We start from the raw sequence: 25,624 nt of genomic DNA on the forward strand, positions 1-25,624 counted from the left end.
GACCAGGCCCTGCGGGCCTGAAAGACCACGGCCCCCGCGGGCCCGGAAGGCGACGGGGCTGCGCGGATGAAAAGCGACGGGGCTGCTGGATGAAAAGCACGGGGCGCAGCCCCTGCTCTTCAGGGGCGCGGGGAACTGCGCGAGAAGCCCCACCGGAGCCGCACCCGCCGCCGAACCCGCACCCCCGAGCTATGAGGCGCCGCGCCTCAAGCCGACCGGCGGAAGCCGATCGTCGGGACCGCCCGCCGCAGCGGCCACGGGCTGGCCTGGTCCTTCGGCAGGAACTCCTCCAGGAACGCGTACCGCCGCAGCGCCGCAGGCTCCTGGCGGTCCACCGACTGCACCCGCCGCCACCACGCCGCGATCTCCGGCCACCCGGGCGCGGACAGCGACCCGCCGAACTCCTGCACCGACAGCGCCGCCGTCAGCCCCGCAAAGGCCAGCCGGTCCGCCAGCGGCCAGCCCGCCAGCGTGCCGGTGACGAACCCGGCGACGAACACGTCGCCCGCGCCCGTGGGGTCCAACGCCTCCACCGCGATGGCCGGCACCTCCGCCGTCTCACCGGTCCGCCCGTCCACGGCGTACGCGCCCTTCGCACCCAGCGTCACCACGGCCACCGGGACATGCTCGGTGAGGGCGCGGGCGGCCGCCCGGGGGCACTCGGCGCCGGTGTACCGCATCGCCTCGGCCGCGTTGGGCAGGAACGCCTCGCAGTGGGCCAGATCGGCCAGCCCCGCCAGGTCCCACGCACCGGTCTCGTCCCAGCCGACGTCCGCGAAGATCCGGGTGCCCTTGCTCGCGGCCTGCGCGATCCAGGGGGCGCGTACGCCGGGCGTGAGGGAGGCGACGGCGGCGCGAGCGTGGGGCGGGCACTCCGGCGCGGACTCCTCCGGGGGCGCCTCGTGGCCGTGGGAGACCATCGTGCGCTCGCCCTCGTACGCCATGGAGACCGTGACCGGGGAGTGCCAGCCGAGGACCGTGCGGGAGTGGGAGAGGTCGATGCCCTCGCCCTGCTCCAGGACGTCCCAGCAGTACTCGCCGTAGTGGTCGTCGCCGAAGGCCGCCGCGAGGGAGGTCTTCAGGCCGAGCCGGGCCAGGGCCGTGGCCATGTTCGCCACGCCGCCGGGGCTGGACCCCATGCCACGTGCCCAGGACTCCGTCCCGCGCACCGGGGCGGAGTCCAGGCCGGTGAAGATGATGTCGAGGAAGACGGTGCCGGTCAGATAGACGTCCCAGGGCGGGTCATTCGGTGCGCGCAGGGCCCGCAGCGGATCTACCTGGGGCCGGTGCGGTCGCTCTCCCTTGAACGCGGTCACGATGTGCTCCCTGGCGTGGTGCGGATCCAGCCAGTCTGCACCACGCCGCTCCGCTCGGGGTGCGGGTCGGGGTGGTGGGGGGCTCGGGTGTGTTGTCGGGTTCCGGTCCGGTGGGCTTCTCGCGCAGTTCCCCGCGCCCCTGGGCCTGGGCTTTCAGGGGCGCGGGGAACTGCGCGACCAGCCCCCACGCACCCGCACCCGCACCCGACGACTACCAGCGAGGCATCCGCGGCGTCACCCAGCCGGGGTCGGCCGCGCGCATCGCCGCCGTGTCGTCCCGCTCCCGCAGGGAACCGTCGTCCGACAGCCACCGCTGGTGCAGGAACTCCAGCTTGCCCCGGTCCAGTTCGACCCCGAGGCCCGGTGCGTCCGACACCCGTACCGCCCCGTTCTCGAAGGTGAGCCGCGAGGTGAGGACGTCCTCGTTCTGCCAGGGGTAGTGGGAGTCGCAGGCGTGGTGGAGCCCCGGCACCGTGGCCGCCACGTGCGTCATCGCGGCGAGGCTGATCCCCAGGTGCGTGTTGGAGTGCATGGACACCCCGACCCCGAACGTCCGGCAGATCGTGGCCAGTTCACGCGTGTTGCGCAGCCCGCCCCAGTAGTGGTGGTCGGAGAGGACGACCTGTACGGCCCCCTTCGTGAACGCCTCCTCGATCTCCGCGAAGGTCGTCACGCACATGTTGGTGGCCAGCGGTACGGACGTCCGTGACGCCACCTCGGCCATCGCGGGCGTCCCGAGCGCCGGGTCCTCCAGGTATTCGAGCACGTCCCCGAGCGCGTCCGCGACCTTCAGCGAGGTCTCCACGGACCAGGCCCCGTTCGGGTCCAGCCGCAGCGGATGCCCGGGGAACGCCTCGGCCAGCGCGCGGATCGCCGCGATCTCCTCGTCCGGCGGGAAGACACCCCCCTTGAGCTTGAACGACGTGAACCCGTACCGCTCCTTGAACCGCCGGGCCTGCTCCACGACCCCGGCCGGGTCCACGGCGGCCCCCCAGTCGTCCCGCTCGCCCACGACGCCCTCGGGGTGATCGGCCCACTTGTAGAAGAGGTACGCGCTGTACTCCACGGTGTCCCGCACCTTTCCGCCGAGCAGCGAGTGCACGGGCAGCCCCAGCGCCTTGCCGAGCGCGTCGAGACAGGCGACCTCGAATGCGGACACGACCGACAGCCGCAGCTTGTCGGCGGTCTGGACACCGCGCAGCCCGCCCACGTCGACCTTCCCGGAGACCCGTGGCCCGTCGACGTCCACGTCGTCGGCGAGCACGAACAGCCCGTTCAGATCGCTGACCCGGCGGCCCACCAGCTTCGCCGCGAACGGCCTGGCCAGCTCCAGGTACTTGGTGTCGCCGTACGTCTCGCCCACCCCCGTCGTGCCGTCGGCGGTCACCACCTCCACGATCAGTCGGGGAGTGTACGGCTGGTGCACCCCCTGCGTGTTCAGCAGCGGCGGGTCGGCGACCAGGATCGGGGTCAGCCGGACCTGCGCGATGGTCAGGTCACGGGTCGCGGTCACGGGGGCGGCTCCTACGGTCGTCGACACGAGGTCATCCACGTACAGTCCTCACTACAGTCGTCTACGTATAGAGATGGAGGTTAGATAGGCGAACAAGGCCGGTCAATGGCGCCGCGTCGTCTCCTACCGGGAGCGGCGGGCCCAGCCGTGTGGCGCTGAAAAGCAGCGGGCGCAGCCCGTGCCTTTTCAGGGGCGCGGGGCTGTGTCGACATGCGGCTCCGCCGCGTGGGCGCGAGAAGCCCCACCGCACCCGCAGCCCGCGAACGGCAGCCACCCCCCGAGCTCCCCCGGTAAAAGCCCTACGGCACTGTCACCGCCGCGTCGTACTCTGGAAAAGGGCAACACGAGCCCCACGGCCAAGAGGAGGAACCGCGGCCTACAGAGCCGGCCCATGACTCAGACACGCACAGCTCACACCCCCGCGCAGGGCAAGGCGAGAGCGCAGTTCACCGTCCCCGCGGCACACCCCATGGTGACCGTGCTGGGTTCCGGCGACTCCCTCCTGCGCGTGATCGAGAAGGCCTTCCCGGCGGTCGACATCCATGTCCGGGGCAATGAGATCAGCGCGGTCGGCGACGCCCCCGAAGTCGCTCTCGTCCAGCGCCTGTTCGACGAGATGATGCTGGTGCTCCGCACCGGACAGCCGATGACGGAGGACGCGGTGGAACGCTCGATCGCCATGCTGAGGGCGAGCGAGAACGGGAAGAGCGAAGGCCAGGAGACCCCGGCCGAGGTGCTCACACAGAACATCCTGTCCTCGCGTGGCCGCACGATCCGCCCCAAGACGCTCAACCAGAAGCGGTACGTCGACGCCATCGACAAGCACACGATCGTCTTCGGCATCGGCCCGGCCGGCACCGGCAAGACCTACCTTGCCATGGCCAAGGCCGTCCAGGCCCTGCAGTCCAAGCAGGTCAACCGCATCATCCTGACCCGCCCGGCGGTCGAGGCCGGAGAGCGCCTGGGCTTCCTGCCCGGCACCCTCTACGAGAAGATCGACCCCTATCTGCGCCCGCTCTACGACGCGCTGCACGACATGCTCGACCCCGACTCGATCCCCCGGCTGATGGCCGCCGGGACCATCGAGGTCGCGCCGCTGGCGTACATGCGGGGCCGGTCACAGCCGCTCTTCACCAATGTGCTGACGCCAGAAGGCTGGCGCCCCATCGGTGACCTCCAGGTCGGTGACCTGGTCATCGGCTCCAACGGTGAGCCGACCCCGGTTCTGGGCGTCTACCCGCAGGGCGAGCGGGACATCTACCGCGTCACAGCCCAGGACGGCTCCTGGACCCTGTGCTGCGGCGAGCACCTGTGGACGGTCAGGACTCGTGACGACGCGCGTCGCAACAAGCCGTGGCGGGTTCTGGAGACCCAGGAGATGATCGGCAACCTGCGTGCGGCCCACGCGCGCCGGTACGAGCTGCCGCTCCTGACTGCGCCGGTCTGCTTCCCCGAGCGCCAGGTCCCCATGGATCCGTACGCCCTGGGGCTGCTCCTGGGCGACGGCTGCCTCACGGGTTCCACCACACCGTCCTTCGCCACGGAGGACCCGGAACTAGCGGAAGCACTGGTGGCCGTCCTGCCCGGCGTCACCGCCCGGCACAGAGGTGGGCCTGACTACGTCCTCAACCGAGTCAAGTCACCCGGCGACGTGGTCACCTTGGAGAACCCGGCGACTCGGGTCCTACGTGAGCTGGATCTGCTGCGCACTCGCTCACACAGCAAGTTCGTCCCGGACGACTACCTGCGCAATTCGGCCGAGGTGCGCCTGGCTGTCCTGCAGGGTCTGCTCGACTCCGACGGTGGTCCGGTCACGCAGAAGGATCGCACCTGCCGAATCCAGTACACGACGACGTCGATCCTGTTGCGGGACGACGTGATTTCGCTCGTGCGGTCACTGGGCGGAGTCGCGTACACCCGCCGACGGGTGGCCGAGGGGCGCAGGCCCGGCCTGGCGAAGGGTCGGGAGGTCGGCCACCGATACGACGCCCACATCGTCGACATCCGCCTCCCCGAAGGCATCGAACCCTTCCGTCTCGACCGCAAGCGCGACAAGTACCACGCGGCCGGAGGCGGCGGACGCCCGATGCGCTTCATCGACAGCATCGAGCCCGCGGGCAGGGAGGAGACCGTCTGCATCCAGGTGGCCGCCGAGGACTCCCTCTACGTCACCCAGGACTACCTGCTGACGCACAACACGCTCAACGACGCCTTCATCATCCTCGACGAGGCCCAGAACACCTCGCCCGAGCAGATGAAGATGTTCCTCACCCGCCTCGGCTTCGACTCGAAGATCGTGATCACGGGTGACGTGACCCAGGTCGATCTGCCGAACGGCACGAAGTCCGGTCTGCGCCAGGTGCAGGACATCCTGGAGGGCCTGGACGACGTGCACTTCTCCCGGCTGTCGTCGCAGGATGTCGTCCGGCACAAGCTCGTCGGCCGTATCGTCGACGCGTACGAGAAGTACGACAGCGAGCACGGCACCGAGAACGGCTCCCACAAGGGCGGCCGGGGCAGGCAGTCCGGGCCCAAGGGGAAGTAGACAGACACAGCACCATGTCGATCGACGTCAACAACGAGTCCGGAACCGAGGTCGACGAGCAGGCGATCCTCGACATCGCCCGCTACGCGCTGACGCGGATGCGCATCCACCCCCTCTCCGAGCTCTCGGTGATCGTGGTGGACGCCGACGCCATGGAGCAGCTGCACATCCAGTGGATGGACCTCCCCGGTCCGACGGATGTCATGTCCTTCCCGATGGACGAGCTGCGGCCGCCGTCGAAGGACGACGACGAGCCGCCGCAGGGTCTGCTCGGCGACATCGTGCTGTGCCCCGAGGTCGCCGAGAAGCAGGGCAAGGAAGCCGACACGCAGCACTCCATGGACGAGGAGCTCCAGCTCCTCACCGTCCACGGGGTGCTGCACCTGCTGGGCTACGACCACGAGGAGCCGGACGAGAAGGCCGAGATGTTCGGTCTCCAGGCCGCCATCGTGGACGGCTGGCGTGCGGAGAAGGGCCTCACCGGCCCCTCCCCGGCACCGACCGTGTCATGAGCGCGACTCTCATCGGTGGCGCCGTCGCCCTGGTCGTCGTCGCCTGGCTCGCCGCCTGCGCGGAGGCGGGCCTCGCGCGCGTCTCCAGCTTCCGTGCCGAGGAGGCCGTACGGGCCGGGCGGCGCGGCAGCGCGGGGCTCGCCCAGGTCGCGGCCGACCCGACCCGCTATCTGAACGTCGCACTCCTGGTGCGCGTGGTCTGCGAGATGGCCGCCGCGGCGCTCGTCACCTACGCCTGCCTGAAGGAGTTCGACGCGACCTGGGAGGCCCTGGTCGTCGCGATCGGCGTGATGGTTCTCGTGTCGTACGTGGCCGTCGGTGTCTCCCCGCGCACCATCGGCCGTCAGCACCCCCTGAACACGGCCACGGCGGCGGCGTACGTCCTGCTGCCGCTGGCCCGGATCATGGGCCCGATCCCGAACCTCCTGATCCTCATCGGCAACGCGCTGACCCCTGGCAAGGGCTTCCGCCGGGGCCCGTTCGCCTCCGAGGCGGAGCTTCGGGCGCTGGTCGACCTCGCGGAGAAGGAGTCCCTGATCGAGGCCGAGGAGCGCCGGATGGTGCACTCGGTCTTCGAGCTGGGCGACACCCTCGTCCGCGAGGTGATGGTCCCGCGTACCGACCTGGTCGCCATCGAGCGGTACAAGACCATCCGGCAGGCTCTCACCCTCGCCCTGCGCTCCGGTTTCTCACGCATACCGGTCACGGGGGAGAACGAGGACGACATCGTCGGGATCGTGTACCTGAAGGACCTGGCCCGCAAGACGCACATCAACCGGGATGCCGAGAGCGAACTGGTGTCCACGGCCATGCGCCCGGCCGTCTTCGTCCCCGATACCAAGAACGCCGGTGACCTGCTGCGCGAGATGCAGCAGGAGCGCAACCACGTCGCCGTCGTCATCGACGAGTACGGCGGCACCGCCGGGATCGTCACCATCGAGGACATCCTGGAGGAGATCGTCGGCGAGATCACCGACGAGTACGACCGGGAGCTGCCGCCGGTGGAGGAGCTGGGCGACGACCGCTACCGCGTCACCGCCCGCCTCGACATCACCGACCTCGGCGAGCTCTACGGGCTCGATGCCTACGACGACGAGGACGTGGAGACCGTGGGCGGCCTCCTCGCCAAGGCGCTGGGACGCGTCCCCATCGCCGGCGCGTCCTCCGTCGTCGCCCTGCCCGATGAGCGTGAACTGCGGCTCACGGCGGAGGCCGCAGCCGGCCGCCGGAACAAGATCGTCACGGTGCTGGTGGAGCCGATCGGCCCCGCCGAGGTGCCGGAGGAGGAAAAGAAGTCCGAGTGACGCCACAGGAGTTGCGTGCCTTCTGCCTCTCGTTCGACGAGGCCGTCGAGGACTGCCCCTTCAGTCCCGAGATCTCCGTCTACAAGGTCCTCGGCAAGATGTTCGCCCTGAGCTGGGCGGAGCGGCAGCCCCTGAAGGTCAACCTCAAGTGCGACCCCGACGACGCGGTCCGGCTGCGCACCGAACACCCCGGTCTCATCGCCCCCGGCTATCACATGAACAAGCGCCACTGGAACACGGTGACCCTCGACGCCGGTCTTCCGGACCGGTTGGTCGAGGAGCTGATCGAGGACTCGTACGACCTGGTGGTGGCGGGACTGCCCCGCGGGGACCGGCTCCGGTTCGACCGGGCGTGAAACGTATGCTCGGCCCATGACCGACAGCAGCGCGCTCGACCTCGATCCCGAGGACCGGAAGATCGTCACCCTCGCCCGTTCCGCGCGGGCCCGCAACGGCGTGCCCGAGGGGGCGGCCGTACGGGACGAGACGGGCCGTACGTATGTCGCCGGGACCGTGGCCCTGGAGTCGCTGCGGCTCAGCGCGCTGCGCACGGCCGTCGCCATGGCGGTGGCCTCCGGCGCGAAGTCCCTGGAGGCGGCGGCCGTGGTGACCGCCGCCGAGACCGTCTCCGACGAGGACCGGACCGCCGTGCGGGACCTCGGCGGACCGGAGACCCCGGTCCTGCTGGCCGGGCCGGACGGATCGGTGCGCGCGACGGTGACGGCGGGCTGAGGGCCGGCGGTTCGGGCGGCCGAGGGCGCGACGGACGCGCGTCCGTCCGGCCCCCTCCGGTGCCGAGCCCCTGGTTCTTCCGCAGGGTGCGAGTGGATCAGCAGGACCAGGGCGAGGAGTCAGACTGCAACCCGGGCTGCGGCGTATCCATGCCACGCTCACGGCATAGTGTTACGGCCGGTAACAGTCGTCCGAGCTGCGTGAAAATCTTGCGCGGGCGAGTGGACGCTCGGGCCGCGCCACCGGCGAAACCGCGCGGCACGGGACAGATCGGTTCACCGCCCCGGCCGTGTCGGGGAGTTCGCCGACGGGGCCGGCGAACGGCTTCGGCCACTTTCGCCGACCCTGGCGCGGCCACCGGAGCATCTCTTGCAATCTCCGCCCGCGCACGTCTCAATGGAGCCGTTCTCTTGGCGGACCGTCACATTCTGCCGCGCGGCCGCGCATTGCACCGCCCCCACATGGCAACGCCCGTACCGGGACGGACGGGGCTTCCCCAGGCCCCGTGCCTCCCGTACCAGGGAAGGGAATTCGCACGATGAGACGCATACGACTCGGAGTGGGATCGGCGCTCGCGGCAGGGACGCTGGCCGTCACCGGCCTCGCGTTCGCGCCGACCGCCCTCGCGGTCACCCCGCAGACCGCGACCATCAACGCCAGCTGCACGATCGGCGGCTCCGGCGAGGCCACGCTCACGGCCACCCAGAGCGGTACGTCCGCCACGGTCACCCTCTCCTCCGAGGGGATCACCGCACCGATCGCCCTCGCCGAGGACTCCATCCAGTCCACGCTCACCTTCGTCAAGGCGAGCGGCGGCACGACGGCCTTCACCGGCACCGAGAACCCGGCCCTGGCCGCCGGCGACGGCATGGTGGTGGGCCCGCTCACCGGCACCGTCGCCCCCGGCGACAGCCTGGAGGCGTTCGGCGGCTCCCTGCAGATGGTGGTCTTCGGCTTCCCCGTGACCTGCACGGCGAGCGGACCGCAGTCGCCGGGCCCGTTCGTCTTCGACTGATCCCTCGCCGTACCTGAGTGAACGGGTGAGGGGTGGTACCGCACCCGGCGGTACCACCCCTCACCCCGCTCCCGCCTACAGCGCGTCGGGACCCCGCTCGCCCGTCCGCACCCGTACGACCGTCTCGACCGGCAGCGCCCACACCTTGCCGTCGCCGATCTTCCCGGTCTGGGCCGCCTTCACGATCGCGTCGATGACGTCGTCGGACACGGCGTCATCGACGACGACCTCGATCCGGACCTTGGGGACGAGGTCCACCTGGTACTCGGCGCCCCGGTACACCTCGGTGTGGCCGCGCTGCCGGCCGTACCCGCTGGCCTCGCTGACGGTCAGACCGTGCACGCCCATCTCCTGGAGTGCGGTCTTGACCGCGTCGAGGCGGTACGGCTTGACGATCGCGGTGATGAGTCTCATGCCCTGGCCTTCTGGGGAGGGAGCGGACGAGGTGACCGGGGCGCCGTGGCCCGGGACGCCGTGATCGTATGCCGTCTCGGCGTGCACCGTAAGGTCGAGACCGGTGTGCTCGTGCCGAGCCGGGCGAGCCCGCCCAGGGTTTCGGAGAGCTCACGGTCCGTGGTGGGTGCGGCAGGGCTCCGGGGATCAGGGAGAATGGGCGCCATGAGCGTCCGTACCCAGTCATCCGAGCAGCCGGCCGAGGCCGCCCACCGCGCCGGCTTCGCCTGCTTCGTGGGCCGCCCCAACGCGGGCAAGTCCACCCTCACGAACGCTCTGGTCGGCCAGAAGGTGGCGATCACGGCGAACCAGCCGCAGACCACGCGGCACACGGTCCGGGGCATCGTGCACCGGCCGGACGCGCAGCTGATCCTGGTCGACACCCCGGGGCTGCACAAGCCGCGCACCCTGCTGGGGGAGCGCCTCAACGACGTGGTCCGCACGACCTGGGCCGAGGTCGACGTGATCGGCTTCTGTCTGCCCGCGAACGAGAAGCTCGGTCCGGGCGACCGGTTCATCGCGAAGGAACTGGCGTCCATCAAGAAGACGCCGAAGATCGCGATCGTCACCAAGACCGACCTGGTGGACAGCAAGGCGCTCGCCGAGCAGCTCATCGCCATCGACCAGCTGGGCAAGGAGCTGGGCTTCGAGTGGGCCGAGATCGTGCCCGTCTCGGCGGTCGCCGACAAGCAGGTGGACCTCCTCGCCGACCTGCTCGTCCCCCTCCTCCCGGAGGGCCCCGCCCTGTACCCCGAGGGCGATCTCACCGACGAGCCCGAGCAGGTCATGATCGCCGAGCTGATCCGTGAGGCGGCCCTGGAGGGCGTCCGGGACGAGCTCCCGCACTCCATCGCCGTCGTCGTGGAGGAGATGCTCCCCCGCGAGGACCGCCCCGCCGACAAGCCCCTCCTCGACATCCACGCCTTCGTCTACATCGAGCGCCCCAGCCAGAAGGGCATCATCATCGGCCCCAAGGGCAAGCGCCTGAAGGAGGTCGGCATCAAGTCGAGGAAGCAGATCGAGGCGCTGCTGGGCACGCCGGTCTTCCTCGACCTCCATGTGAAGGTGGCCAAGGACTGGCAGCGCGATCCCCGACAGCTGCGGAAGCTGGGGTTCTGAGGGCCGGCGAGACTCCCTGAGGGTGGTGTCCATTCGGCCGCACGCTCTGGTCAAGTTTGACTAGGGTGGCGTCATGGGCGAGAAGACGATTCCGATCCTTCCGTGTCAGACCCTCCAGCCCCTCCTCGACTTCTACGAGGCCCTCGGCTTCGAAGTCGCTTTCCGGCAGCGCAGCCCCAATCCGTACGCCGTGGTGGTGCGCGGCGGCATCGAGCTCCAGTTCTTCGGCCTGAAGCGGTACGAGCCGGCCCAGTCCTTCAGCACGTGCTACCGGACATCATTCGCAGACCTGCGGGGCCGGGAGCAGACGTGAGAAGAGCCGCCGCCCCGGTCCTCCGGGGCGGCGGCCGTCATGTCGTGCGGGGGCCGGCGGGGGCCGGTGTCAGCGCGTCCACCAGGCGGCGGAGGTGTTCCGCAGGGTGTTCGTGCCGCAGTGGATCTCGCCCATGCCGAGGTGGTACGTCTCCCAGTCGTCCAGGTACGACACCTTCATGCCGGCGCTCGTGTACGCGGCCGTCACCGCCTCGGTGAAGATGTCCTTGCCGCCGATGACCGGGCCCCACTGGCGCGGCGCCAGGTAGTTCGTGCGGCTGAGGACGATGCCGTTGACCGCGCCGGGCACGTACGCGCTGGTCATCACCGACGGCGCGGGCGCCGCGGGGGAGGCGGCCCCGAAGCCCTCCCGGCCCTTCGCACCCTGGTCCGCCGTCGTCTCGTCGAGACGACGCTGCTGGCCGTAGTCCCGTGCCACGTCCGGGAGTTCGGCGCCGGCGCCGAGACGGGTCAGCCGGGGGAGGCGGGTCTTGCCGTCGCCCGACTGCGTCTCGCCCACCATCTCCGTGCCCTGGGTGTAGAGGGCCGGGACACGGACGACCTCGGCGTCCGTGACGCCCGTCTCGCGCTGGAGCACCGCGAGGTTGGCCTCGATCTTGCGCGTGGCGAGGTTGTTGTCGGAGACCAGGTTCTTCGAGGCGAGGGCCTTGGCGATGGTCTCCGTGGGGCCGAGCTTCAGGGAGAACATCCTCGTCGAGCCGTGACCGGCGGCCTTCGCGTCGCGCAGCAGCTTCAGCCCCGCCTCGGGGTCGGCGACCGCGATCTTCCAGCCGCGCGGGGTGTCGGCGGGCAGGAACTGCACGAACTCGTCGACATGGCCCACGTGCAGCCACGACGTGTCGAGGAACAGCGGGTTCTGCATGCCCTGGGACTTCAGGAACGTCCGCATCACCTTCGCCGGCTTGGAGCCGACATCCGGGCGCTGCCCCATGATGATCCGGCCCGCCGGGAAGGAGCGCTCGCCGTGGGCGTACGGCGGAATGGTCTCCAGGTTGCCCATGGAGTTGAGCGTCCACTCCTCCGAGTCCTTGGCGCCCGTCACCTGCACGGCACCGATGTTCGGGCCGCGCAGCTTCTCGAACAGCTCCCGGCCGGACTCGCGGTCCAGCTGGGCGGAGCGCAGCATCACGCGCATCGACTGCCGCTTGCCGTCCGCGCCGGTCATGCTGACGTACGCGGGCTCGACGAAGTCCTGCGCCCAGATGTCCCCGTACTTGGTGAAGTTCACCGTCGGCCGGGTGATGCCGGCGTCCTTGGCCGCCTCGTCGAGGCCCTTGCGGAAGGCGGCGTTGAGCTTGCCGTAGTTGCCGCCGGAGATCTTGGTGACCAGCAACTGCTGGGCGTTCTGCAGATGGTGGTGGGTCAGCAGCGGGGCCACGCGCAGGGTGACCGAGTCGGCGGAGGTGCCGGCCGAGGACTTCACCGTCAGCCGGATCCGGGCGAGGCCGTCCCACTTGGCGGTGTCGCGGATGACGTCCTTGGCCTCGACGCCGAACTCCACACCGGCCTTCAGCTCGGCGCGCGACAGCCGGGTCTTGGTGGTGACCGGCTCCCACTTCTTGCCCCGCTTGACGAACACCCGGGTCTGCGCGGCTCCCGCCGTCACCTTCACGCTGCCCTGCGCCCCGGCCGGCACGCTCCGCATCGGCACGGACCGGACGCGGGCCAGGTCGGCGGCGTCGGCGGTGCCGTTCACCTTGGTGTCGGAGGCGTCATTGCAGGCGGCCAGCTTGGCGTCCGTCAGGGGCTTGCCCTGGGGGCCGGTGGCCGGGCAACGGCGGGAGTCGTCGTCGATGTTGGGCAGCATCAGGGCGCCGCGGGCGACGGTCCAGCCGTTCTCGCCGGAGGTGTCGGTGGTGCCGGTGACGTCAACCTTGCCGTCGCGGTTGGTGTCCACGCGCAGATCGGTCGGGGGCGCCCCGGCGGCGAACGCCGAGGGCACCGCCAGCGAGGGCGTCGCGAGGAGCGTGCCGGACACCGCCAGCACGGCTATCGCCTGCCGTGCGGGGCGGGTTCGGAGTGGTCTGGTTGAACGCGTAGGCACAGAGCGTCCCTTCGGCGGCGAGCGTGGTCAGCACTGAAGACGGACGAGAGCGTGAATCCGTTGTCTGTGCGGCGCCTGTGAAACAGTGATCTGCCGCACGTCGGCTGCGAACGGCGCTGGCCGGGCGCGATCTGTGCGCCACGGCCGGGCGTGTGCCGCATGCCGTGGCCGGGCGCGGGCCGTGCGCCGTGGCGGGGTGCGCCCCGCATGCTGTGGGCGGGCGCGCGCTCGACCTCGCCTACTCCACGCCGCGAATCCGCCCCACGAGCACCGCCCCCGCCAGTCCGATCACCGCCGCCACCAGGTACAGCGTCCGGTAGCCGCCGAGGTGTGTCACGATCGGCGCCGCCAGCACCGGAGCGGCCACCTGGGGCAGCGAGTTGGCCACGTTGATGACACCCAGGTCCTTGCCCCGGTCGAGGGCCTTCGGCAGGACGTCGGTCATCAGGGCGAAGTCGACCGAGGTGAACACCCCGAAGCCCAGGCCCAGCAGAGCCGAGGCGACGAGCGCACCGGGCCAGGTCGGCCAGAGGGCGATGAGCCCGGTCGCGGCCGCCATCAACAGCCCCGACCAGTACACGAACGGCTTGCGCCGCCCCACCCGGTCCGACCACACCCCGGAGACCACCACCGTCGCCAGCAGCGTCGCGGCGTTCACCACCGTGAGGATCAGCACGCCCTCCTCCGGATCCGGGTACCCGACCCGGTCCCGCAGGTAGAACAGCAGGTAGAGCAGGCCGACGGCGTTGCTCAGATTGATCAGGAAGCGCGTCAGCCAGGCCCACGCGAAGTCCGGATGGCGCCGCGGGCTCAGCCAGAAGCCCGCCAGGAACCCCCGCCACGACCACTCCGGGCGGGCCCCCACCGGCAGCGGGGGATCCCGGTGCGCCAGCACGTACGGCAACACGCCCACCAGCGTGAACACCGCACACGCCGCGTACCCCGCGCCGACGCCCCCGCCCAGTGTCGCCAGCCCGGTGCCGCCGACCACGCCCAGGATCTGCGCCGCCCCCAACCAGCCGCCCACGGAGCCCCGTTGGAGCCGCGGCACCTGATCCGGGACCGCCGCGGTGACCGCCGCCCAGGACGCGTTCAGTGTGAGCTGCACCAGACACCAGCCGACCACCATGGCCCACAGCCCGCCCGCGCCCGCGAGCAGCAGCAGCGACACCGCCCCGCCGGCCGACCCCGCCACGATCCACGGCGTACGGCGGCCCCGGCGGGACGTCGTACGGTCCGACAGCGCCCCGAACAGCGGCGTGGCCAGCAGCGAGACGACCGCCCCGGCACCGGTCACCCACGCCAGCACCGACTCCTTCGACATGCTCGCGCCGGGTGCGAAGTCCTCCGCCTGGGAGGCCAGCAGAATCTGCAGCGGGCCGTACCAGCCCACCCAGATCGCCGCGTTGGCCAGCGCCAGGGCCGAGGTCCAGCCCCCGCCGACCCGCTCGACGGGCTCGGCGAGGGCCTCCGTCGGCCGTGTGGTCGTCATGCTCTGCTCTGCGCCCGCAGCAGGTCCCGGTACCAGGCGTACGACGCCTTCGGGGTCCGCTGCTGCGTCTCGAAGTCCACGTGGACCAGGCCGAACCGCCGCGCGTACCCCTCGGCCCACTCGAAGTTGTCGAGCAGGGACCACACGAAGTAGCCGCGGAGGTCGACGCCCGCCTCGGACGCCGCGTGCAGCGCGCGCACATGGCCGTCCAGGTAGGCGATGCGCTCCTGGTCGTCGATCCCCTCGTAGGAGCAGCCGTTCTCGGTGATGACGACGGGCGGCAGCCGGTCGCCGTAGCGGTCGCGGAAGCCGGTGAGGAGTTCGGTGAGGCCCTCGGGGACGACCGGCCAGCCGAAGTCGGTGGTCGGGACGTTCTCGATCTGCTTGACGGTGAAGGGCAGCTCGGCCGGGATGGAGATACCGCCGAACTCGATGTCCTCGCCCTCGGGGGCGCCCACCCGGGTCGGTGCGTAGTAGTTGACGCCGTACCAGTCGATCGGCTCGGAGATCGTCTTCAGGTCGGAGTCGATGTCCGTGCCCGGCATCAACTCGCCTATCCCCTCGGGGTATTCGCCCAGCAGGACCGGCTCCGCGAACAGGCGGTTGAGGAGCAGGTCGTAGAAGCCGGCGGCCTCGACGTCCGCCTGCTCCTGCGACGCGGCCCAGGTCGGCCCGTGCGAGTTGGCTATGCCGATGTCCGTGGCGCCGGCCGCGCGCAGCGCCCGTACGGCCAGGCCGTGGCCCAGCAGTTGGTGGTGGGCGGCGGGGAGCGCGTCGAACATCAGCTGCTTGCCGGGCGCGTGGGTGCCGAGGGCGTGGCCCAGCAGCGTGTGCTCGGCGGGCTCGTTGAGGGTGATCCACTTGCCCACGCGGTCGCCGAGCCGGGCGGCCACGACGGCGACGTACTCGGCGAACCGCTCGGCCGTGTCCCGGTTGAGCCAGCCGCCGGTCTCCGCCAGCGACGCCGGCAGGTCCCAGTGGAAGAGGGTCGGCACGGGGCGCACGCCGGCGCCCACCAGCTCGTCCACCAGCCGGTCGTAGAAGTCCAGCCCGTTCGGGGTGTTCACCCGGGGCCAGGAGATCGAGAAGCGGTACGCGCCGACACCCAGGTCGCGCAGGAGGGCCACGTCCTCCGGGTAGCGGTGGAAGTGGTCGCAGGCCACCGCCGCCGTCGAGCCGTCCTTGATCCGGCCCGGCTCGGCCGAGAAGGTGTCCCACACGGACGGCTCGCGCTCGCCCGCGGCCCCCTCGATCTGATGCGCGGAGGTCGAGACGCCCCACAGGAAGCCTGCCGGGAACTGGGGTATCGGGTTGGTCGCGTTCGTCGCCATGGGCGGATCATCCGTACCACGGGTAACGGAAGTCAACGCCCGAGGGTGAAGTGCCCGTTACGCACCCGGAGCACCGCCGTCGGCGCGCTCACGCACCCTCCTTGAGCACCCTTCTGATCAGCTCCCGCTGCTCCTCCGACAGCGTGGGGTCCGCGCAGCGCACGACCCTGCCGTCCACCGTGATCTCGTACGAGAAACCGTCCGGCACCCCGAGCCCCGGCGAACCCCGGCCGGTGGTGAGGGCCCGTTCGGCCAGGGCGTGCCAGTCGGGGGCATCGGGCCGCCCGGCGGTGTCCACCACCGCGTGCCGCTCGATGCCCGCGAAACCGCCCGTGCGCCGCACTTCAATCCGCATGGGTCCTGTCTAGTACGGATCGGGGCCGCGGCGCAGCACCGCCGCCGCCCGCCGCGCCCTACAGGGTCCGCACACCCACCTGCTCCCAGGCCTTCAACACCGCCGTCAGTTCGTCGCCCTGTCCGTAGCGGTCCTTCGCCGCCCTGACCGTGAGCGTGGCGAAGTCGACGAAGAGGGCCTGCTTGTCCAGTTGGCCGCCGGTGAGGACGTCGTACCAGATCTGTCCGGCCCGCTCCCAGGCGTGGCCGCCGAGCGCGGTGGCCACGAGGTAGAACGCGTGGTTGGGGATACCGGAGTTGATGTGCACACCGCCGTTGTCGCGGCCCGTGCGGACGAAGTCGTCCATGGTCGCCGGCTGCGGGTCCTTGCCGAGGACGTCGTCGTCGTACGCCGTGCCCGGGGCCTTCATCGAGCGGAGCGCGACCCCGGTGACGCGGGGCGCCAGCAGGCCGGCGCCGATCAGCCAGTCCGCCTCGGCGGCGGTCTGGCCGAGCGTGTACTGCTTGATGAGGGCGCCGAAGACGTCCGACATCGACTCGTTGAGCGCGCCCGGCTGGCCGAAGTACGTGAGGTTCGCCGTGTACTGGGTGACGCCGTGGCTGAGTTCGTGGCCGATGACGTCGATCGGGATGGTGAAGTCGAGGAAGATCTCCCCGTCCCCGTCGCCGAACACCATCTGTTCGCCGTTCCAGAAGGCGTTGTTGTAGTCGCGCTCGTAGTGCACGGTCGCGTCCAGCGGCAGCCCGCCTCCGTCGATGGAGTCGCGGGCGAAGGACTTCCAGAACAGTTCGTACGTGGCCCCCAGGCCCGCGTACGCGCGGTTGACCGTGGCGTCCTTGCCGGGTGTGTCGCCCTCGCCGCGCACCTTCCTGCCGGGCAGGTCCGTGCCGTGGCGGGCGTCGTGGATCGTGCGGTGCGGGGTGCCCGCCTCGGCGCCGAGGGGCGCGGTGACGGACGGGGCGCCGACGACCGTGGTCAGGCGGCGGTGGGTGCGTTCGAGGGCGTCGCGCTCCAGGGTCTTGCGCGCGGCGCCGGCGAGCACCGGGTCCTCGGCCTGGGAGAGCTTGTCGAGGACGTGGGGTGGGACGACTGTGCAGAAGACGGGCTCGTGGCCCCCGTTGGTGGTCATGTCCCGCACGATTGCACTCCGTTCGGGGACTGTCACTGGGGGCAACCATGATTGGTGAAATGTGGCTGTATGGGTTGCGTATCGTCCGCGTCGTGTTACTGAGGGTTGGGGGCGGGCTTTCTGTGGGTGGGGGCTTCTCGCGCAGTTCCCCGCGCCCCTGATGGGGCGCGCTGTCGTGCTCGGTGTGGCATTGCGCACCTTTTGTCCGTTGATCTGCCTCGGTCCCGCATACTGATACGGCCCCCCGCACCGCGCTGGACTCGGCTAGGCTGCTCCGCATCATGCGTTTCGGGCTGCTTCTCCTTAGCTGCCGCGGCGAGGGCCTGTAGTCGAGGCCGACCCCCTCCCCGCGGTGCTTTGGCGTTGCGTCGTCGGCCGTCCTTTCCGGACCATCGAGGAGCCCACGCACCATGGCGAACCGCCAGCAGCCCACGTCCATGCCGATCCACAAGTACGGGCAGTACGAGCAGGTCGACATCCCCGACCGCACGTGGCCGAACAACCGGATCACCGTCGCCCCCCGCTGGCTCTCCACCGACCTGCGCGACGGCAACCAGTCCCTGATCGACCCGATGTCGCCCGAGCGCAAGCGCCGGATGTTCGACCAGCTGGTCAAGATGGGCTACAAGGAGATCGAGGTCGGCTTCCCCGCGTCCGGACAGACGGACTTCGACTTCGTACGGTCGATCATCGAGGAGCCGGGCGTCATCCCGGACGACGTCACCATCTCCGTACTGACCCAGGCCCGTGAGGACCTGATCGAGCGGACCGTGGAGTCCCTGAAGGGCGCCAAGCGGGCCACCGTCCACCTGTACAACGCCACCGCGCCCGTCTTCCGCCGGGTCGTCTTCCGGGGCTCCAAGGACGACATCAAGCAGATCGCCGTGGACGGTACGCGGCTGGTGATGGAGTACGCGGAGAAGCTGCTGGGCCCGGAGGCGGAGTTCGGGTACCAGTACAGCCCGGAGATCTTCACCGACACCGAGCTGGACTTCGCCCTGGAGGTCTGCGAGGCGGTCATGGACGTCTGGCAGCCCGGTCCGGGCCGCGAGATCATCCTCAACCTGCCCGCCACGGTGGAGCGTTCGACGCCGTCGACGCACGCGGACCGCTTCGAGTGGATGGGCCGCAACATCTCCCGCCGCGAGCACGTCTGCATCTCCGTCCACCCGCACAACGACCGCGGCACCGCCGTCGCGGCGGCCGAGCTGGCGCTGATGGCCGGCGCCGACCGCGTCGAGGGCTGTCTGTTCGGGCAGGGCGAGCGCACCGGCAACGTCGACCTGGTCACCCTGGGCATGAACCTGTTCTCGCAGGGCGTCGACCCGCAGATCGACTTCTCCGACATCGACGAGATCCGTCGCACGTGGGAGTACTGCAACCAGATGGAGGTCCACCCGCGCCACCCGTACGTGGGCGACCTGGTCTACACGTCCTTCTCCGGCTCCCACCAGGACGCCATCAAGAAGGGCTTCGACGCCATGGAGGCGTCCGCGAAGGAGCAGGGCAAGACGGTCGACGACATCGAGTGGGCCGTCCCGTACCTGCCGATCGACCCCAAGGACGTCGGCCGGTCCTACGAGGCCGTCATCCGGGTCAACTCGCAGTCCGGCAAGGGCGGTATCGCGTACGTCCTGAAGAACGACCACAAGCTGGACCTGCCGCGCCGGATGCAGATCGAGTTCTCCAAGCTGATCCAGGCGAAGACGGACGCCGAGGGCGGCGAGGTCACCGGCTCCGACATCTGGGCGGTCTTCCAGGACGAGTACCTGCCCAACCCCGACAACCCGTGGGGCCGCGTCCAGGTCCGCAACAACCAGTCGACCACCGACAAGGACGGCGTGGACACGCTGACCGTGGAGGCCGAGGTCGACGGCGTCGGGACCACTCTGGTCGGCACCGGCAACGGCCCGATCTCGGCGTTCTTCGACGCGCTGCAGGGCATCGGCATCGACGCGCGTCTGCTGGACTACCAGGAGCACACGATGAGCGAGGGCGCCTCCGCGCAGGCCGCCTCGTACATCGAGGTCGCCATCGAGGACAAGGTCCTGTGGGGCATCGGGATCGACGCGAACACGACGCGTGCGTCGCTGAAGGCGGTCGTCTCCGCCGTCAACCGAGCGGCCCGCTGACCAGCCTGACCGGCGGTTTGAAGGTCCCGTTCACCGGATTCCGGCGAACGGGACCCGTCGTTAACCGGCCAAACCGTGTGCAGGTCGCGGGAAGGCCTCGTCCGGAGTACTGACTGCGCCTCACCGATGTGGCTAACATCACGCAAGCGCGGCAATGTTGCCGAGGGGGCACTTCCCGCGCCCAAGGGGCCGTGTGTGGGGGAGTTACGGAGGTGCGACGTGCTGCCAGGACGGGACCCGATCGGCCGTGCCGCCGCGCTCGCCCGCGACGGGCGGACCAGCCGTGCCACCGGGTTCTCGCGTGTGCTGGGGATCCGGATCGCGTGGACGGGCGTCGGTGACGGCGAGTTCTTCTGCCCCGGCTGCGGAGGCGACCGCAACTACCAGCGCCTCACCGGCCGCCGCCGCTTCACCCTCCTCGGCGTCCCCGTGCTGCCCCGCGGCGAGACCGGGCCCGTCGTCGAATGCGCGGCCTGCCGCCACCACTACACCCTCGACGTCCTCGACCACCCCACCACCACCCGCTTCTCCGCGATGCTCCGCGACGCCGTCCACACGGTCGCCCTCGCCGTGCTCGCGGCCGGCGGCACCTGCTCGCGCACCTCGCTGACCGTCGCCGCCGGCGCCGTCCGCTCCGCGGGGTTCGACGACTGCACGGAGGACCAGCTCGGCGCCCTGGTCGAGGCCCTGGCCGCCGACACCGGCCGAATCCACGGCGAACCCTGCGGCCCCGGTCTGGCCATAGAGCTCCACGAGGCCCTGGACCCGCTGGCACCCCACCTCGCCCCGACCGGGCGCGAGGCGATCCTGCTCCAGGGCGCGCGGATCGCCCTGGCGGACGGGCCGTACACCCCGGCGGAACGGGACGCGCTGGCCACGGTGGGAGCGGCGCTCACGATCTGCGCCGACGACGTGACCCGCCTCCTCGCGGCGGCCCGGACGCCGTCCTGACCGGACCCGGCCCCCGACTCAGCGGGACCCCGTTCCAGAAGGACACCCCCTATGCCAGTCGGCGAGGGTACCCCCGGGAGCGATCTGAGGACCCCCGGCTCCTGGGGCCCTCAGAGCAGGCCCGCCGCCGCCAGGTACTTGCCGACCTGCTCGGTCTCCGCCTCGGAGAGGGGGATCTGGGGTTCCGCCGTGGCCGGGCAGGCGATGACGCCGCGCAGGTGCAGGGCGGCCTTGAAGGCGCCGAGGGCGGAGGACGAGCCGCCCATGCGGGCCGGGTCGCCGACGCCGACCATGCCGAAGAGGGCGCACAGGCGCTCCTGCTCGGCGCGCGCCCGGTCCAGGTCGCCGGCCCGGAAGAGGCGGTGGAGGCGGACGTACCCTGCGGGATCGACGTTCGCCAGCCCCGGCACCGCGCCGTCGGCGCCCAGGGCCAGCGCGGAGTCCACGAGGAGTTCGGAACCGGTGAGGACGCTGAAGCCGGTGACGGCGGGATCGGTGCGCGCACCCGTGACGACCCTGCGGAATGCGGCCAGGTCGCCGCTGGAGTCCTTCAGGCCGGCGAGGACCCCGTCCGCCGCCAGCTCCAGGACCACCTCGGCGGGCAGCGTGCAGTGGACGGCGACCGGGATGTCGTAGGCGAAGACGGGGACGGGGGAGCCGGCGGCGAGCAGCCGGTAGTGGCGGGAGATCTCCGCGGGGTGGGTGCGCGCGTAGAAGGGGGCGGTCGCCACGACGGCCTCCGCTCCGGCGGCGGTCACGGCGCGGACGTGGTCCAGGACGCGCGACGTGGTCATGTCGATCGCCCCGGCGAGGACCGGGAGTTGGCCGCCGACGTGAGCGACCACGGTCTTAACGACCCGCTGCCGCTGCGCGTCCGTCAGGAAGGCCGCCTCCGACGACGAACCCAGCACGAACAGCGCGTCCACCCCGCCCGCCACGAGATGGTCGACCAGCCGGACCAGTGAGGGGACGTCCACCTCGCGGTCCGGTGTCAGAGGCGTGCAGACGGGCGGGATGACACCGGTCAGCGGGGCGGGGAAGGTCATGGCGGCTCCCTGGTGCTGGACTTCGCTGGACGTCGCTGGGCATCGCGGACGGAGTCCGGCGCGGGCGCGGCCACCGCCTGGGCGACCAGGTCCCGCGTCGAGTCCGTCTCCTGCACAGGATGGTGGCAGCGAAAGCGGTGTCCGGGGGCCGACGCGGCCGCGAAGTCCGGCATGATCTCCGCGCAGACGCCGTCCGCCTTCCAGCAGCGGGTACGGAACGGGCAGCCGCTCGGCGGCCGGGTCGCCGACGGGACCGGGCCCACCAGGGGGATCGGGTCGATCGGGTTCAGCAGGCCCGGCGTCGCCGAGAACAGCGCGCGGGTGTACGGGTGCCGGGCGCGGCCGGTGACCAGGGCCGCCGGGGTCTCCTCCACGATCCGGCCCAGATACATGGTGACCACCCGGTCGCTCATCCGCCGAACCGTCTGGATGTCGTGCGAGACGAAGACCAGCGCCAGACCGAGGCGTTCCCCGAGGTCCAGGAGCAGGTTGAGGATCTGGGCGCGGACCGAGACGTCCAGCGCGCTCGTCGGCTCGTCCGCGACCACCAGCTCCGGTTCCAGCGCCAATGCCCGTGCGATCGCCACGCGTTGCCGCTGACCGCCGGAGAGCTGTCCGGGCAGAGCGTCCGCGAGCGCCGGGGGCAGACCGACCAGGGACAACAACTCCCGCACCCGGTCCTCCCGTTCGGCCGGGGTGCCGCGCCGGTGCACGTCCAGCGGGTCCCGGAGGATGCGGCGGACCGGCAGCCGGCGGTTCAGGGCCGTCGACGGGTCCTGGAAGATCATGCCCGTGCCGCCGCCGACGGTCGCCCGGCGCTCGCCCGGCGACATCGACCACAGGTCCCGGCCCCGGAACGCCACCGTCCCGGACGTCGGCCGGTCCACCCCCACCAGCAGCTTCGCCAGCGTCGACTTGCCGCACCCCGACTCGCCCACCACGCCCACCGTCTCACCGGGCGCGATCACCAGGTCGGCGCCGGTCAGGGCGTACACCCGGTCCCGGGTGAACAACCCGCCACCGCGCGCCCGGTGGACGACATGGGCGCCGGAGACCTCCACGAGCGCGTTCATCCGACCGTCTCCCTCCCGCCCGTGAGGTCCACCACCGGGTGGTGGCAGGCCGCCGTGTGCGTACGGCCGCCCAGCAGGGCGGGGGCCGTCGTACGGCAGACCTCGCTCGCCCGGGGACAGCGGTCGGCGAAGCGGCAGCCCGCCGGGAAGTCGGCGGGGGCGGGGACGACACCCCTGATCTGGGTCATCCGCTCGGCCGCCGACTCCAGGGAGAGGACGCTGCCCAGCAGCCCGCGCGTGTAGGGGTGGGAGGGCCGCTCCACCAGGTCCGCCGTCACGCCCGTCTCCACGATCTGTCCGCCGTACATCACCACCACCCGGTCGGTCACGTCCGCGACCAGGGCCAGGTCGTGGGAGACGAGGATCAGCGCGAAGCCGAGTTCCGCGCGCAGCCGCAGCAGGAGTTCGATGATCTGGGCCTGCACGGTGACGTCGAGCGCGGTCGTCGGCTCGTCGGCCACGATCAGCAGGGGGTCGCGGGACAGGGCCATCGCGATGAGGACGCGTTGGCGCTGGCCGCCGGAGAGTTCGTGCGGATAGCTGCGCAGGGTGCGGTCGGGGTCCAGGCCGACCAGGCGCAGCAGTTCGGGCGCGGGGCGCCTGCCGCCCCTGCGCACCACCTGCTTCAGCTGGGCGCGGACGGTCATCGCCGGGTTCAGCGAGGACAGGGCGTCCTGGTGGACCATCGCCATCTCGTGGCCGAGCAGCCGGCGCCGGACCCGCATCGGCTCGCCCACCAACTGCCGCTCGCCGAAGAGGACCTGGCCGCGTACGCGGGCGCCCCTCGGTTGCAGGCCCATCACCGTCAGCGCGGTCAGCGACTTGCCGCAGCCCGACTCGCCGACCAGGCCCAGCACTTCACCGGGGCGGACCTCGAAGCTGATGCCGTCGACGATGTCCACGCCCCGGTGCCGTTCGTCGAAGCCGATCGCCAGGTTCCGCACGGCCAGCACGGGCCGGCCCTCGGGGAGGGGACGGGCCCGGGAGCGCAGCCGCACGGCCGCCTCGGCCAGACCGGGCAGCTCCGCACCTTCGCCGCCGCCCACCGCCTCTCCGCCCACCGCCTCCGCGCCACCACCGCTCCCGGTGACCTCCAGCCGGTCGCTTCGCTCGAGTGGTTCCGGTCGGTCGCCCTGCTCCCGTGGTTCCGGTCGGTCGGCCTGTTCCCGTGGCGCCAGCCGGTCGCTCCGCTCCTGTGGTTCCGGTCGGCCGGCCCGCTCCCGTGGCTCCAGCCGGGCGGCGGCCCCCTCCCGTGGTTCCGGTCGGTCCGCCCCCTGCAGGGGCTCCGGCCCTCCCGGCCCCGTGTCCCGCGCGGCCGGTGCGGCCCACGCGTCGGAGACGCCCTCGGAGAGGATGTTCAGGCAGAGGACCGTGACCAGCATCAGCAGGCCGGGGAAGACGGTCGCCCACCAGCCGCCGGTGAGCACCATGTTCTTGCCGTCCGCGATGACACTGCCCCAGGACGGGTCCGGCGGCCGTACGCCCGCGCCGATGAAGGACAGCGACGCCTCGAAGACGATCGCCTCGGCGACCTGGACGGTGCAGAACACGAGCACCGGGGCCGCGCAGTTGATCGCCACGTGCCGGAGCACGATGTGCGGGGTGCGGGCTCCTATCACCCGCTCGGCGGTCACATAGTCCTCGCCGTACTGGTCGAGGACGTTGGCCCGGACGACCCGGGCGACCGGCGGGGTGAACAGGAACGCGATCGCGCAGATCAGCACGGTGATCCCGCCGCCGAAGACGGCGACCAGCACGGCGGCGAGCGCGATGCCGGGGAACGCCATGACCACGTCCAGGCAGCGCATCAGCGTCTCGTCGACCGCCTTGCGCGAGGTCGCCGCGACGGCGCCGACGAGCGCGCCCACGACGAGGGCCAGCGCGGTCGCGCCGAGTCCGATCGCCAGCGACCAGCGGGCCCCGTACATCAGCCGGCTCAGGATGTCCCGGCCGAGGCTGTCCTGGCCCATCCAGTGGTCGGCGGAGGGCGCGCCGGTGCCGTCGACCAGGCTCTGCTGGTCGAGCGGGTCGTGCGGGGCGAGCCACGGGGCGAGGAGCGCGGTGAGGACCACGACCGCCAGGAAGCACACCGCGATCCGGGACAGCGGCGGCAGCCCGCGCCAAGGGCGCGGCCGGACACCGGGCCGGGACAGGGCCTCGGTCAGGCGCCTGCGCGTGGTCACGATCAGACCGAACATCAGGGCATCAGCTCCCGCCCGAGCGCCCGTACACGGGCTGCGGCCCACGGTCCACGTCCCTCGGAGGGCGTCAACTCGCCTCCCTGATACGAGGGTTCACCAGCAGGTAGAGGACGTCGATCACGAGGTTCACGACCACGAAGCCGACCGCCGTGGTCAGGACGACCCCCTGGACGACCGCCGGATCGCCGTTCTTCACGGCGTCGATCATCAGCTTGCCCATGCCGGGCAGCGAGAAGATCGTCTCGATGACGACCGCGCCGCCGAGCAGATAGCCCACGCGCAGCCCCAGCACGGTCAGCGGGTTGATCAGCGCGTTCCGCAGCACGTTCCGGCCCACCACCACCCGGGGCGGCAGCCCGCTGCCGATCGCCGTCCGCACATAGTCCTTGTCCAGCTCCTCGACGACCGCCGTCCGCACGATCCGGGTCAGCTGCGCCGCCACCGGCAGCGACAGCGCGAGCGCCGGCAGGGTCATCGTCCGCAGCCACCCAGTGAAGGAGTCCGCCGGGTTGACGTACCCGCCCGTCGGGAACCAGCCCAGGTCCACCGCCAGGTACTGGATCATCAGCAGCGCCAGCCAGAACCCGGGCGCGGCCACCCCGGTCAGCGACACCACCCGGATGAACTGGTCCGGCACCCGGTCCCGGTGGATCGCCGCCGTCACCCCGCCGAGCAGCGCCAGCACGACCGCGATCCCCAGCCCGAGGAAGGTCAGCTGGAGCGTGAGCGGCAGCGCGGTCGTCACCTGGTCGACCACGGGTGCCCGGGTGAGCGCGCTGATCCCCAGGTCCCCGTGCAGCAGATCGCCGACGAAGCCGGCGTAGCGGACCGGCAGCGGATCCAGCAGCCCGTTCTCCTCCCGGAACTCGTGCAGCTGCTCCGGTGTGGGATTGGCGCCCTGGAAGAACGCGGACGCCGGGTCGACGTCCGAGAACCGCATGACGACGAAGACGAACAGGATGATCCCGAGCAGCAGCGGAACGAGCAGGGCGATCCGCCGCAGCAGGATGCGCAGGACGGCGACCACG

The 25,624-nt window shown here is 71.2% G+C and carries 21 protein-coding genes and 1 pseudogene; 10 read left to right on the forward strand and 12 right to left on the reverse strand.

The genetic code is table 11. The annotated features are described in order from the left end of the window. Positions 1-206 precede the first annotated feature (206 nt). Positions 207-1,316 carry a PfkB family carbohydrate kinase gene (locus tag P8T65_RS30975; protein WP_316728457.1) on the reverse strand — a complete coding sequence of 370 codons (1,110 nt, stop codon included), beginning with the start codon at positions 1,314-1,316 and terminating at the stop codon, positions 207-209. Positions 1,317-1,527: 211 nt separating this feature from the next. Beyond that, complete coding sequence (locus tag P8T65_RS30980) at positions 1,528-2,829, reverse strand: glucarate dehydratase family protein (RefSeq protein ID WP_316728458.1); 1,302 nt, start codon at positions 2,827-2,829, stop codon at positions 1,528-1,530. A gap of 391 nt (positions 2,830-3,220) precedes the next feature. On the opposite strand from P8T65_RS30980, the gene P8T65_RS30985 reads away from it, so the two are divergent. The 6 genes from P8T65_RS30985 (at position 3,221) to P8T65_RS31010 (ending at position 8,937) form a co-directional block, all read left to right on the forward strand. Continuing rightward, positions 3,221-5,374, forward strand: coding sequence for a PhoH family protein (locus P8T65_RS30985; protein ID WP_316728459.1), 2,154 nt, complete (start codon positions 3,221-3,223; stop codon positions 5,372-5,374). Positions 5,375-5,388: 14 nt separating this feature from the next. Next, positions 5,389-5,886, forward strand: a complete 498-nt coding sequence (gene ybeY, locus P8T65_RS30990; protein WP_184894224.1) for an rRNA maturation RNase YbeY — start codon at positions 5,389-5,391, stop codon at positions 5,884-5,886. Continuing rightward, positions 5,883-7,190 carry a hemolysin family protein gene (locus P8T65_RS30995; RefSeq protein WP_316728460.1) on the forward strand — a complete coding sequence of 436 codons (1,308 nt, stop codon included), beginning with the start codon at positions 5,883-5,885 and terminating at the stop codon, positions 7,188-7,190. The genes ybeY and P8T65_RS30995 overlap by 4 nt, the downstream gene beginning before the upstream one ends. Beyond that, on the forward strand, positions 7,187-7,546 hold the full coding sequence (locus P8T65_RS31000; RefSeq protein WP_316728461.1) for an MmcQ/YjbR family DNA-binding protein: 360 nt from the start codon (positions 7,187-7,189) through the stop codon (positions 7,544-7,546). The genes P8T65_RS30995 and P8T65_RS31000 overlap by 4 nt, the downstream gene beginning before the upstream one ends. Before the next feature lie 16 nt (positions 7,547-7,562). After that, on the forward strand, positions 7,563-7,922 hold the full coding sequence (locus P8T65_RS31005; RefSeq protein WP_230211767.1) for a cytidine deaminase: 360 nt from the start codon (positions 7,563-7,565) through the stop codon (positions 7,920-7,922). Positions 7,923-8,460: 538 nt separating this feature from the next. After that, positions 8,461-8,937, forward strand: a complete 477-nt coding sequence (locus P8T65_RS31010) for a hypothetical protein (protein WP_316728462.1) — start codon at positions 8,461-8,463, stop codon at positions 8,935-8,937. 75 nt (positions 8,938-9,012) lie between these two features. On the opposite strand, the gene P8T65_RS31015 is transcribed toward P8T65_RS31010, so the two are convergent. Next, on the reverse strand, positions 9,013-9,351 hold the full coding sequence (locus tag P8T65_RS31015) for a P-II family nitrogen regulator (protein WP_316728463.1): 339 nt from the start codon (positions 9,349-9,351) through the stop codon (positions 9,013-9,015). Between the two features lie 195 nt (positions 9,352-9,546). Between P8T65_RS31015 and era the strand changes: the two genes are divergently transcribed. Beyond that, entirely contained in the window at positions 9,547-10,509 is a 963-nt protein-coding gene (gene era, locus P8T65_RS31020; protein WP_177261760.1) for a GTPase Era, read from the forward strand. A 73-nt stretch (positions 10,510-10,582) separates the two neighbouring features. Then, a pseudogene (locus P8T65_RS31025) lies at positions 10,583-10,780 on the forward strand (VOC family protein); the annotation flags it as partial. Positions 10,781-10,891: 111 nt separating this feature from the next. On the opposite strand, the gene P8T65_RS31030 reads toward P8T65_RS31025, so the two are convergent. The 5 genes from P8T65_RS31030 to P8T65_RS31050 all read right to left on the reverse strand — a co-directional run bounded on the left by P8T65_RS31030 (position 10,892) and on the right by P8T65_RS31050 (position 17,193). Then, complete coding sequence (locus P8T65_RS31030; RefSeq protein ID WP_316728465.1) at positions 10,892-12,829, reverse strand: protein-arginine deiminase domain-containing protein; 1,938 nt, start codon at positions 12,827-12,829, stop codon at positions 10,892-10,894. 295 nt (positions 12,830-13,124) lie between these two features. After that, complete coding sequence (locus tag P8T65_RS31035) at positions 13,125-14,378, reverse strand: MFS transporter (RefSeq protein ID WP_316728466.1); 1,254 nt, start codon at positions 14,376-14,378, stop codon at positions 13,125-13,127. Further along, positions 14,375-15,709 carry a GH1 family beta-glucosidase gene (locus P8T65_RS31040; protein ID WP_316728467.1) on the reverse strand — a complete coding sequence of 445 codons (1,335 nt, stop codon included), beginning with the start codon at positions 15,707-15,709 and terminating at the stop codon, positions 14,375-14,377. The genes P8T65_RS31035 and P8T65_RS31040 overlap by 4 nt, the downstream gene beginning before the upstream one ends. An 88-nt stretch (positions 15,710-15,797) precedes the next feature. Then, complete coding sequence (locus P8T65_RS31045) at positions 15,798-16,064, reverse strand: protealysin inhibitor emfourin (protein WP_230211773.1); 267 nt, start codon at positions 16,062-16,064, stop codon at positions 15,798-15,800. A 58-nt stretch (positions 16,065-16,122) separates the two neighbouring features. Further along, a complete protein-coding gene (locus P8T65_RS31050; protein WP_316728469.1) occupies positions 16,123-17,193 on the reverse strand; it encodes a M4 family metallopeptidase in 1,071 nt (356 codons plus the stop codon). Positions 17,194-17,603: 410 nt separating this feature from the next. On the opposite strand from P8T65_RS31050, the gene leuA reads away from it, so the two are divergent. Together leuA and P8T65_RS31060 are read left to right on the forward strand one after the other, a co-directional pair. Next, the gene (leuA, locus tag P8T65_RS31055) at positions 17,604-19,325 is read left to right on the forward strand and encodes a 2-isopropylmalate synthase (protein WP_316728470.1); all 1,722 of its coding nucleotides are present in this window, start codon (positions 17,604-17,606) and stop codon (positions 19,323-19,325) included. 219 nt (positions 19,326-19,544) lie between these two features. Next, positions 19,545-20,276, forward strand: a complete 732-nt coding sequence (locus tag P8T65_RS31060) for a TerB family tellurite resistance protein (protein ID WP_399100933.1) — start codon at positions 19,545-19,547, stop codon at positions 20,274-20,276. Between the two features lie 110 nt (positions 20,277-20,386). On the opposite strand, the gene P8T65_RS31065 is transcribed toward P8T65_RS31060, so the two are convergent. From P8T65_RS31065 to P8T65_RS31080, 4 genes are all read right to left on the reverse strand, one after another. Then, entirely contained in the window at positions 20,387-21,322 is a 936-nt protein-coding gene (locus tag P8T65_RS31065; RefSeq protein WP_316728471.1) for a dihydrodipicolinate synthase family protein, read from the reverse strand. Further along, positions 21,319-22,395 carry an ABC transporter ATP-binding protein gene (locus P8T65_RS31070; RefSeq protein WP_316728472.1) on the reverse strand — a complete coding sequence of 359 codons (1,077 nt, stop codon included), beginning with the start codon at positions 22,393-22,395 and terminating at the stop codon, positions 21,319-21,321. The genes P8T65_RS31065 and P8T65_RS31070 overlap by 4 nt, the downstream gene beginning before the upstream one ends. Further along, positions 22,392-24,593, reverse strand: coding sequence for a dipeptide/oligopeptide/nickel ABC transporter permease/ATP-binding protein (locus P8T65_RS31075; protein ID WP_316728473.1), 2,202 nt, complete (start codon positions 24,591-24,593; stop codon positions 22,392-22,394). The genes P8T65_RS31070 and P8T65_RS31075 overlap by 4 nt, the downstream gene beginning before the upstream one ends. 70 nt (positions 24,594-24,663) lie before the next feature. Next, positions 24,664-25,623, reverse strand: coding sequence for an ABC transporter permease (locus P8T65_RS31080; protein WP_316728474.1), 960 nt, complete (start codon positions 25,621-25,623; stop codon positions 24,664-24,666). Between the last annotated feature and the right edge of the window lies 1 nt (position 25,624).

It is taken from the genome of Streptomyces sp. 11x1, assembly GCF_032598905.1.
Lineage (GTDB): Bacteria > Actinomycetota > Actinomycetes > Streptomycetales > Streptomycetaceae > Streptomyces.

Coding starts and splice junctions, on each gene's coding strand:
- leuA (WP_316728470.1), top strand. CDS start 17,604: ATGGCGAACCGCCAGCAGCCCACGTCCATGCCGATCCACAAGTACGGG.
- P8T65_RS31035 (WP_316728466.1), bottom strand. CDS start 14,378: ATGACGACCACACGGCCGACGGAGGCCCTCGCCGAGCCCGTCGAGCGG.
- P8T65_RS30995 (WP_316728460.1), top strand. CDS start 5,883: ATGAGCGCGACTCTCATCGGTGGCGCCGTCGCCCTGGTCGTCGTCGCC.
- P8T65_RS31040 (WP_316728467.1), bottom strand. CDS start 15,709: ATGGCGACGAACGCGACCAACCCGATACCCCAGTTCCCGGCAGGCTTC.
- era (WP_177261760.1), top strand. CDS start 9,547: ATGGGCGCCATGAGCGTCCGTACCCAGTCATCCGAGCAGCCGGCCGAG.
- P8T65_RS31045 (WP_230211773.1), bottom strand. CDS start 16,064: ATGCGGATTGAAGTGCGGCGCACGGGCGGTTTCGCGGGCATCGAGCGG.
- P8T65_RS30985 (WP_316728459.1), top strand. CDS start 3,221: ATGACTCAGACACGCACAGCTCACACCCCCGCGCAGGGCAAGGCGAGA.
- P8T65_RS31010 (WP_316728462.1), top strand. CDS start 8,461: ATGAGACGCATACGACTCGGAGTGGGATCGGCGCTCGCGGCAGGGACG.
- P8T65_RS31005 (WP_230211767.1), top strand. CDS start 7,563: ATGACCGACAGCAGCGCGCTCGACCTCGATCCCGAGGACCGGAAGATC.
- P8T65_RS31050 (WP_316728469.1), bottom strand. CDS start 17,193: ATGACCACCAACGGGGGCCACGAGCCCGTCTTCTGCACAGTCGTCCCA.
- P8T65_RS31070 (WP_316728472.1), bottom strand. CDS start 22,395: ATGAACGCGCTCGTGGAGGTCTCCGGCGCCCATGTCGTCCACCGGGCG.
- P8T65_RS31015 (WP_316728463.1), bottom strand. CDS start 9,351: ATGAGACTCATCACCGCGATCGTCAAGCCGTACCGCCTCGACGCGGTC.
- P8T65_RS31065 (WP_316728471.1), bottom strand. CDS start 21,322: ATGACCTTCCCCGCCCCGCTGACCGGTGTCATCCCGCCCGTCTGCACG.
- P8T65_RS31075 (WP_316728473.1), bottom strand. CDS start 24,593: ATGTTCGGTCTGATCGTGACCACGCGCAGGCGCCTGACCGAGGCCCTG.
- ybeY (WP_184894224.1), top strand. CDS start 5,389: ATGTCGATCGACGTCAACAACGAGTCCGGAACCGAGGTCGACGAGCAG.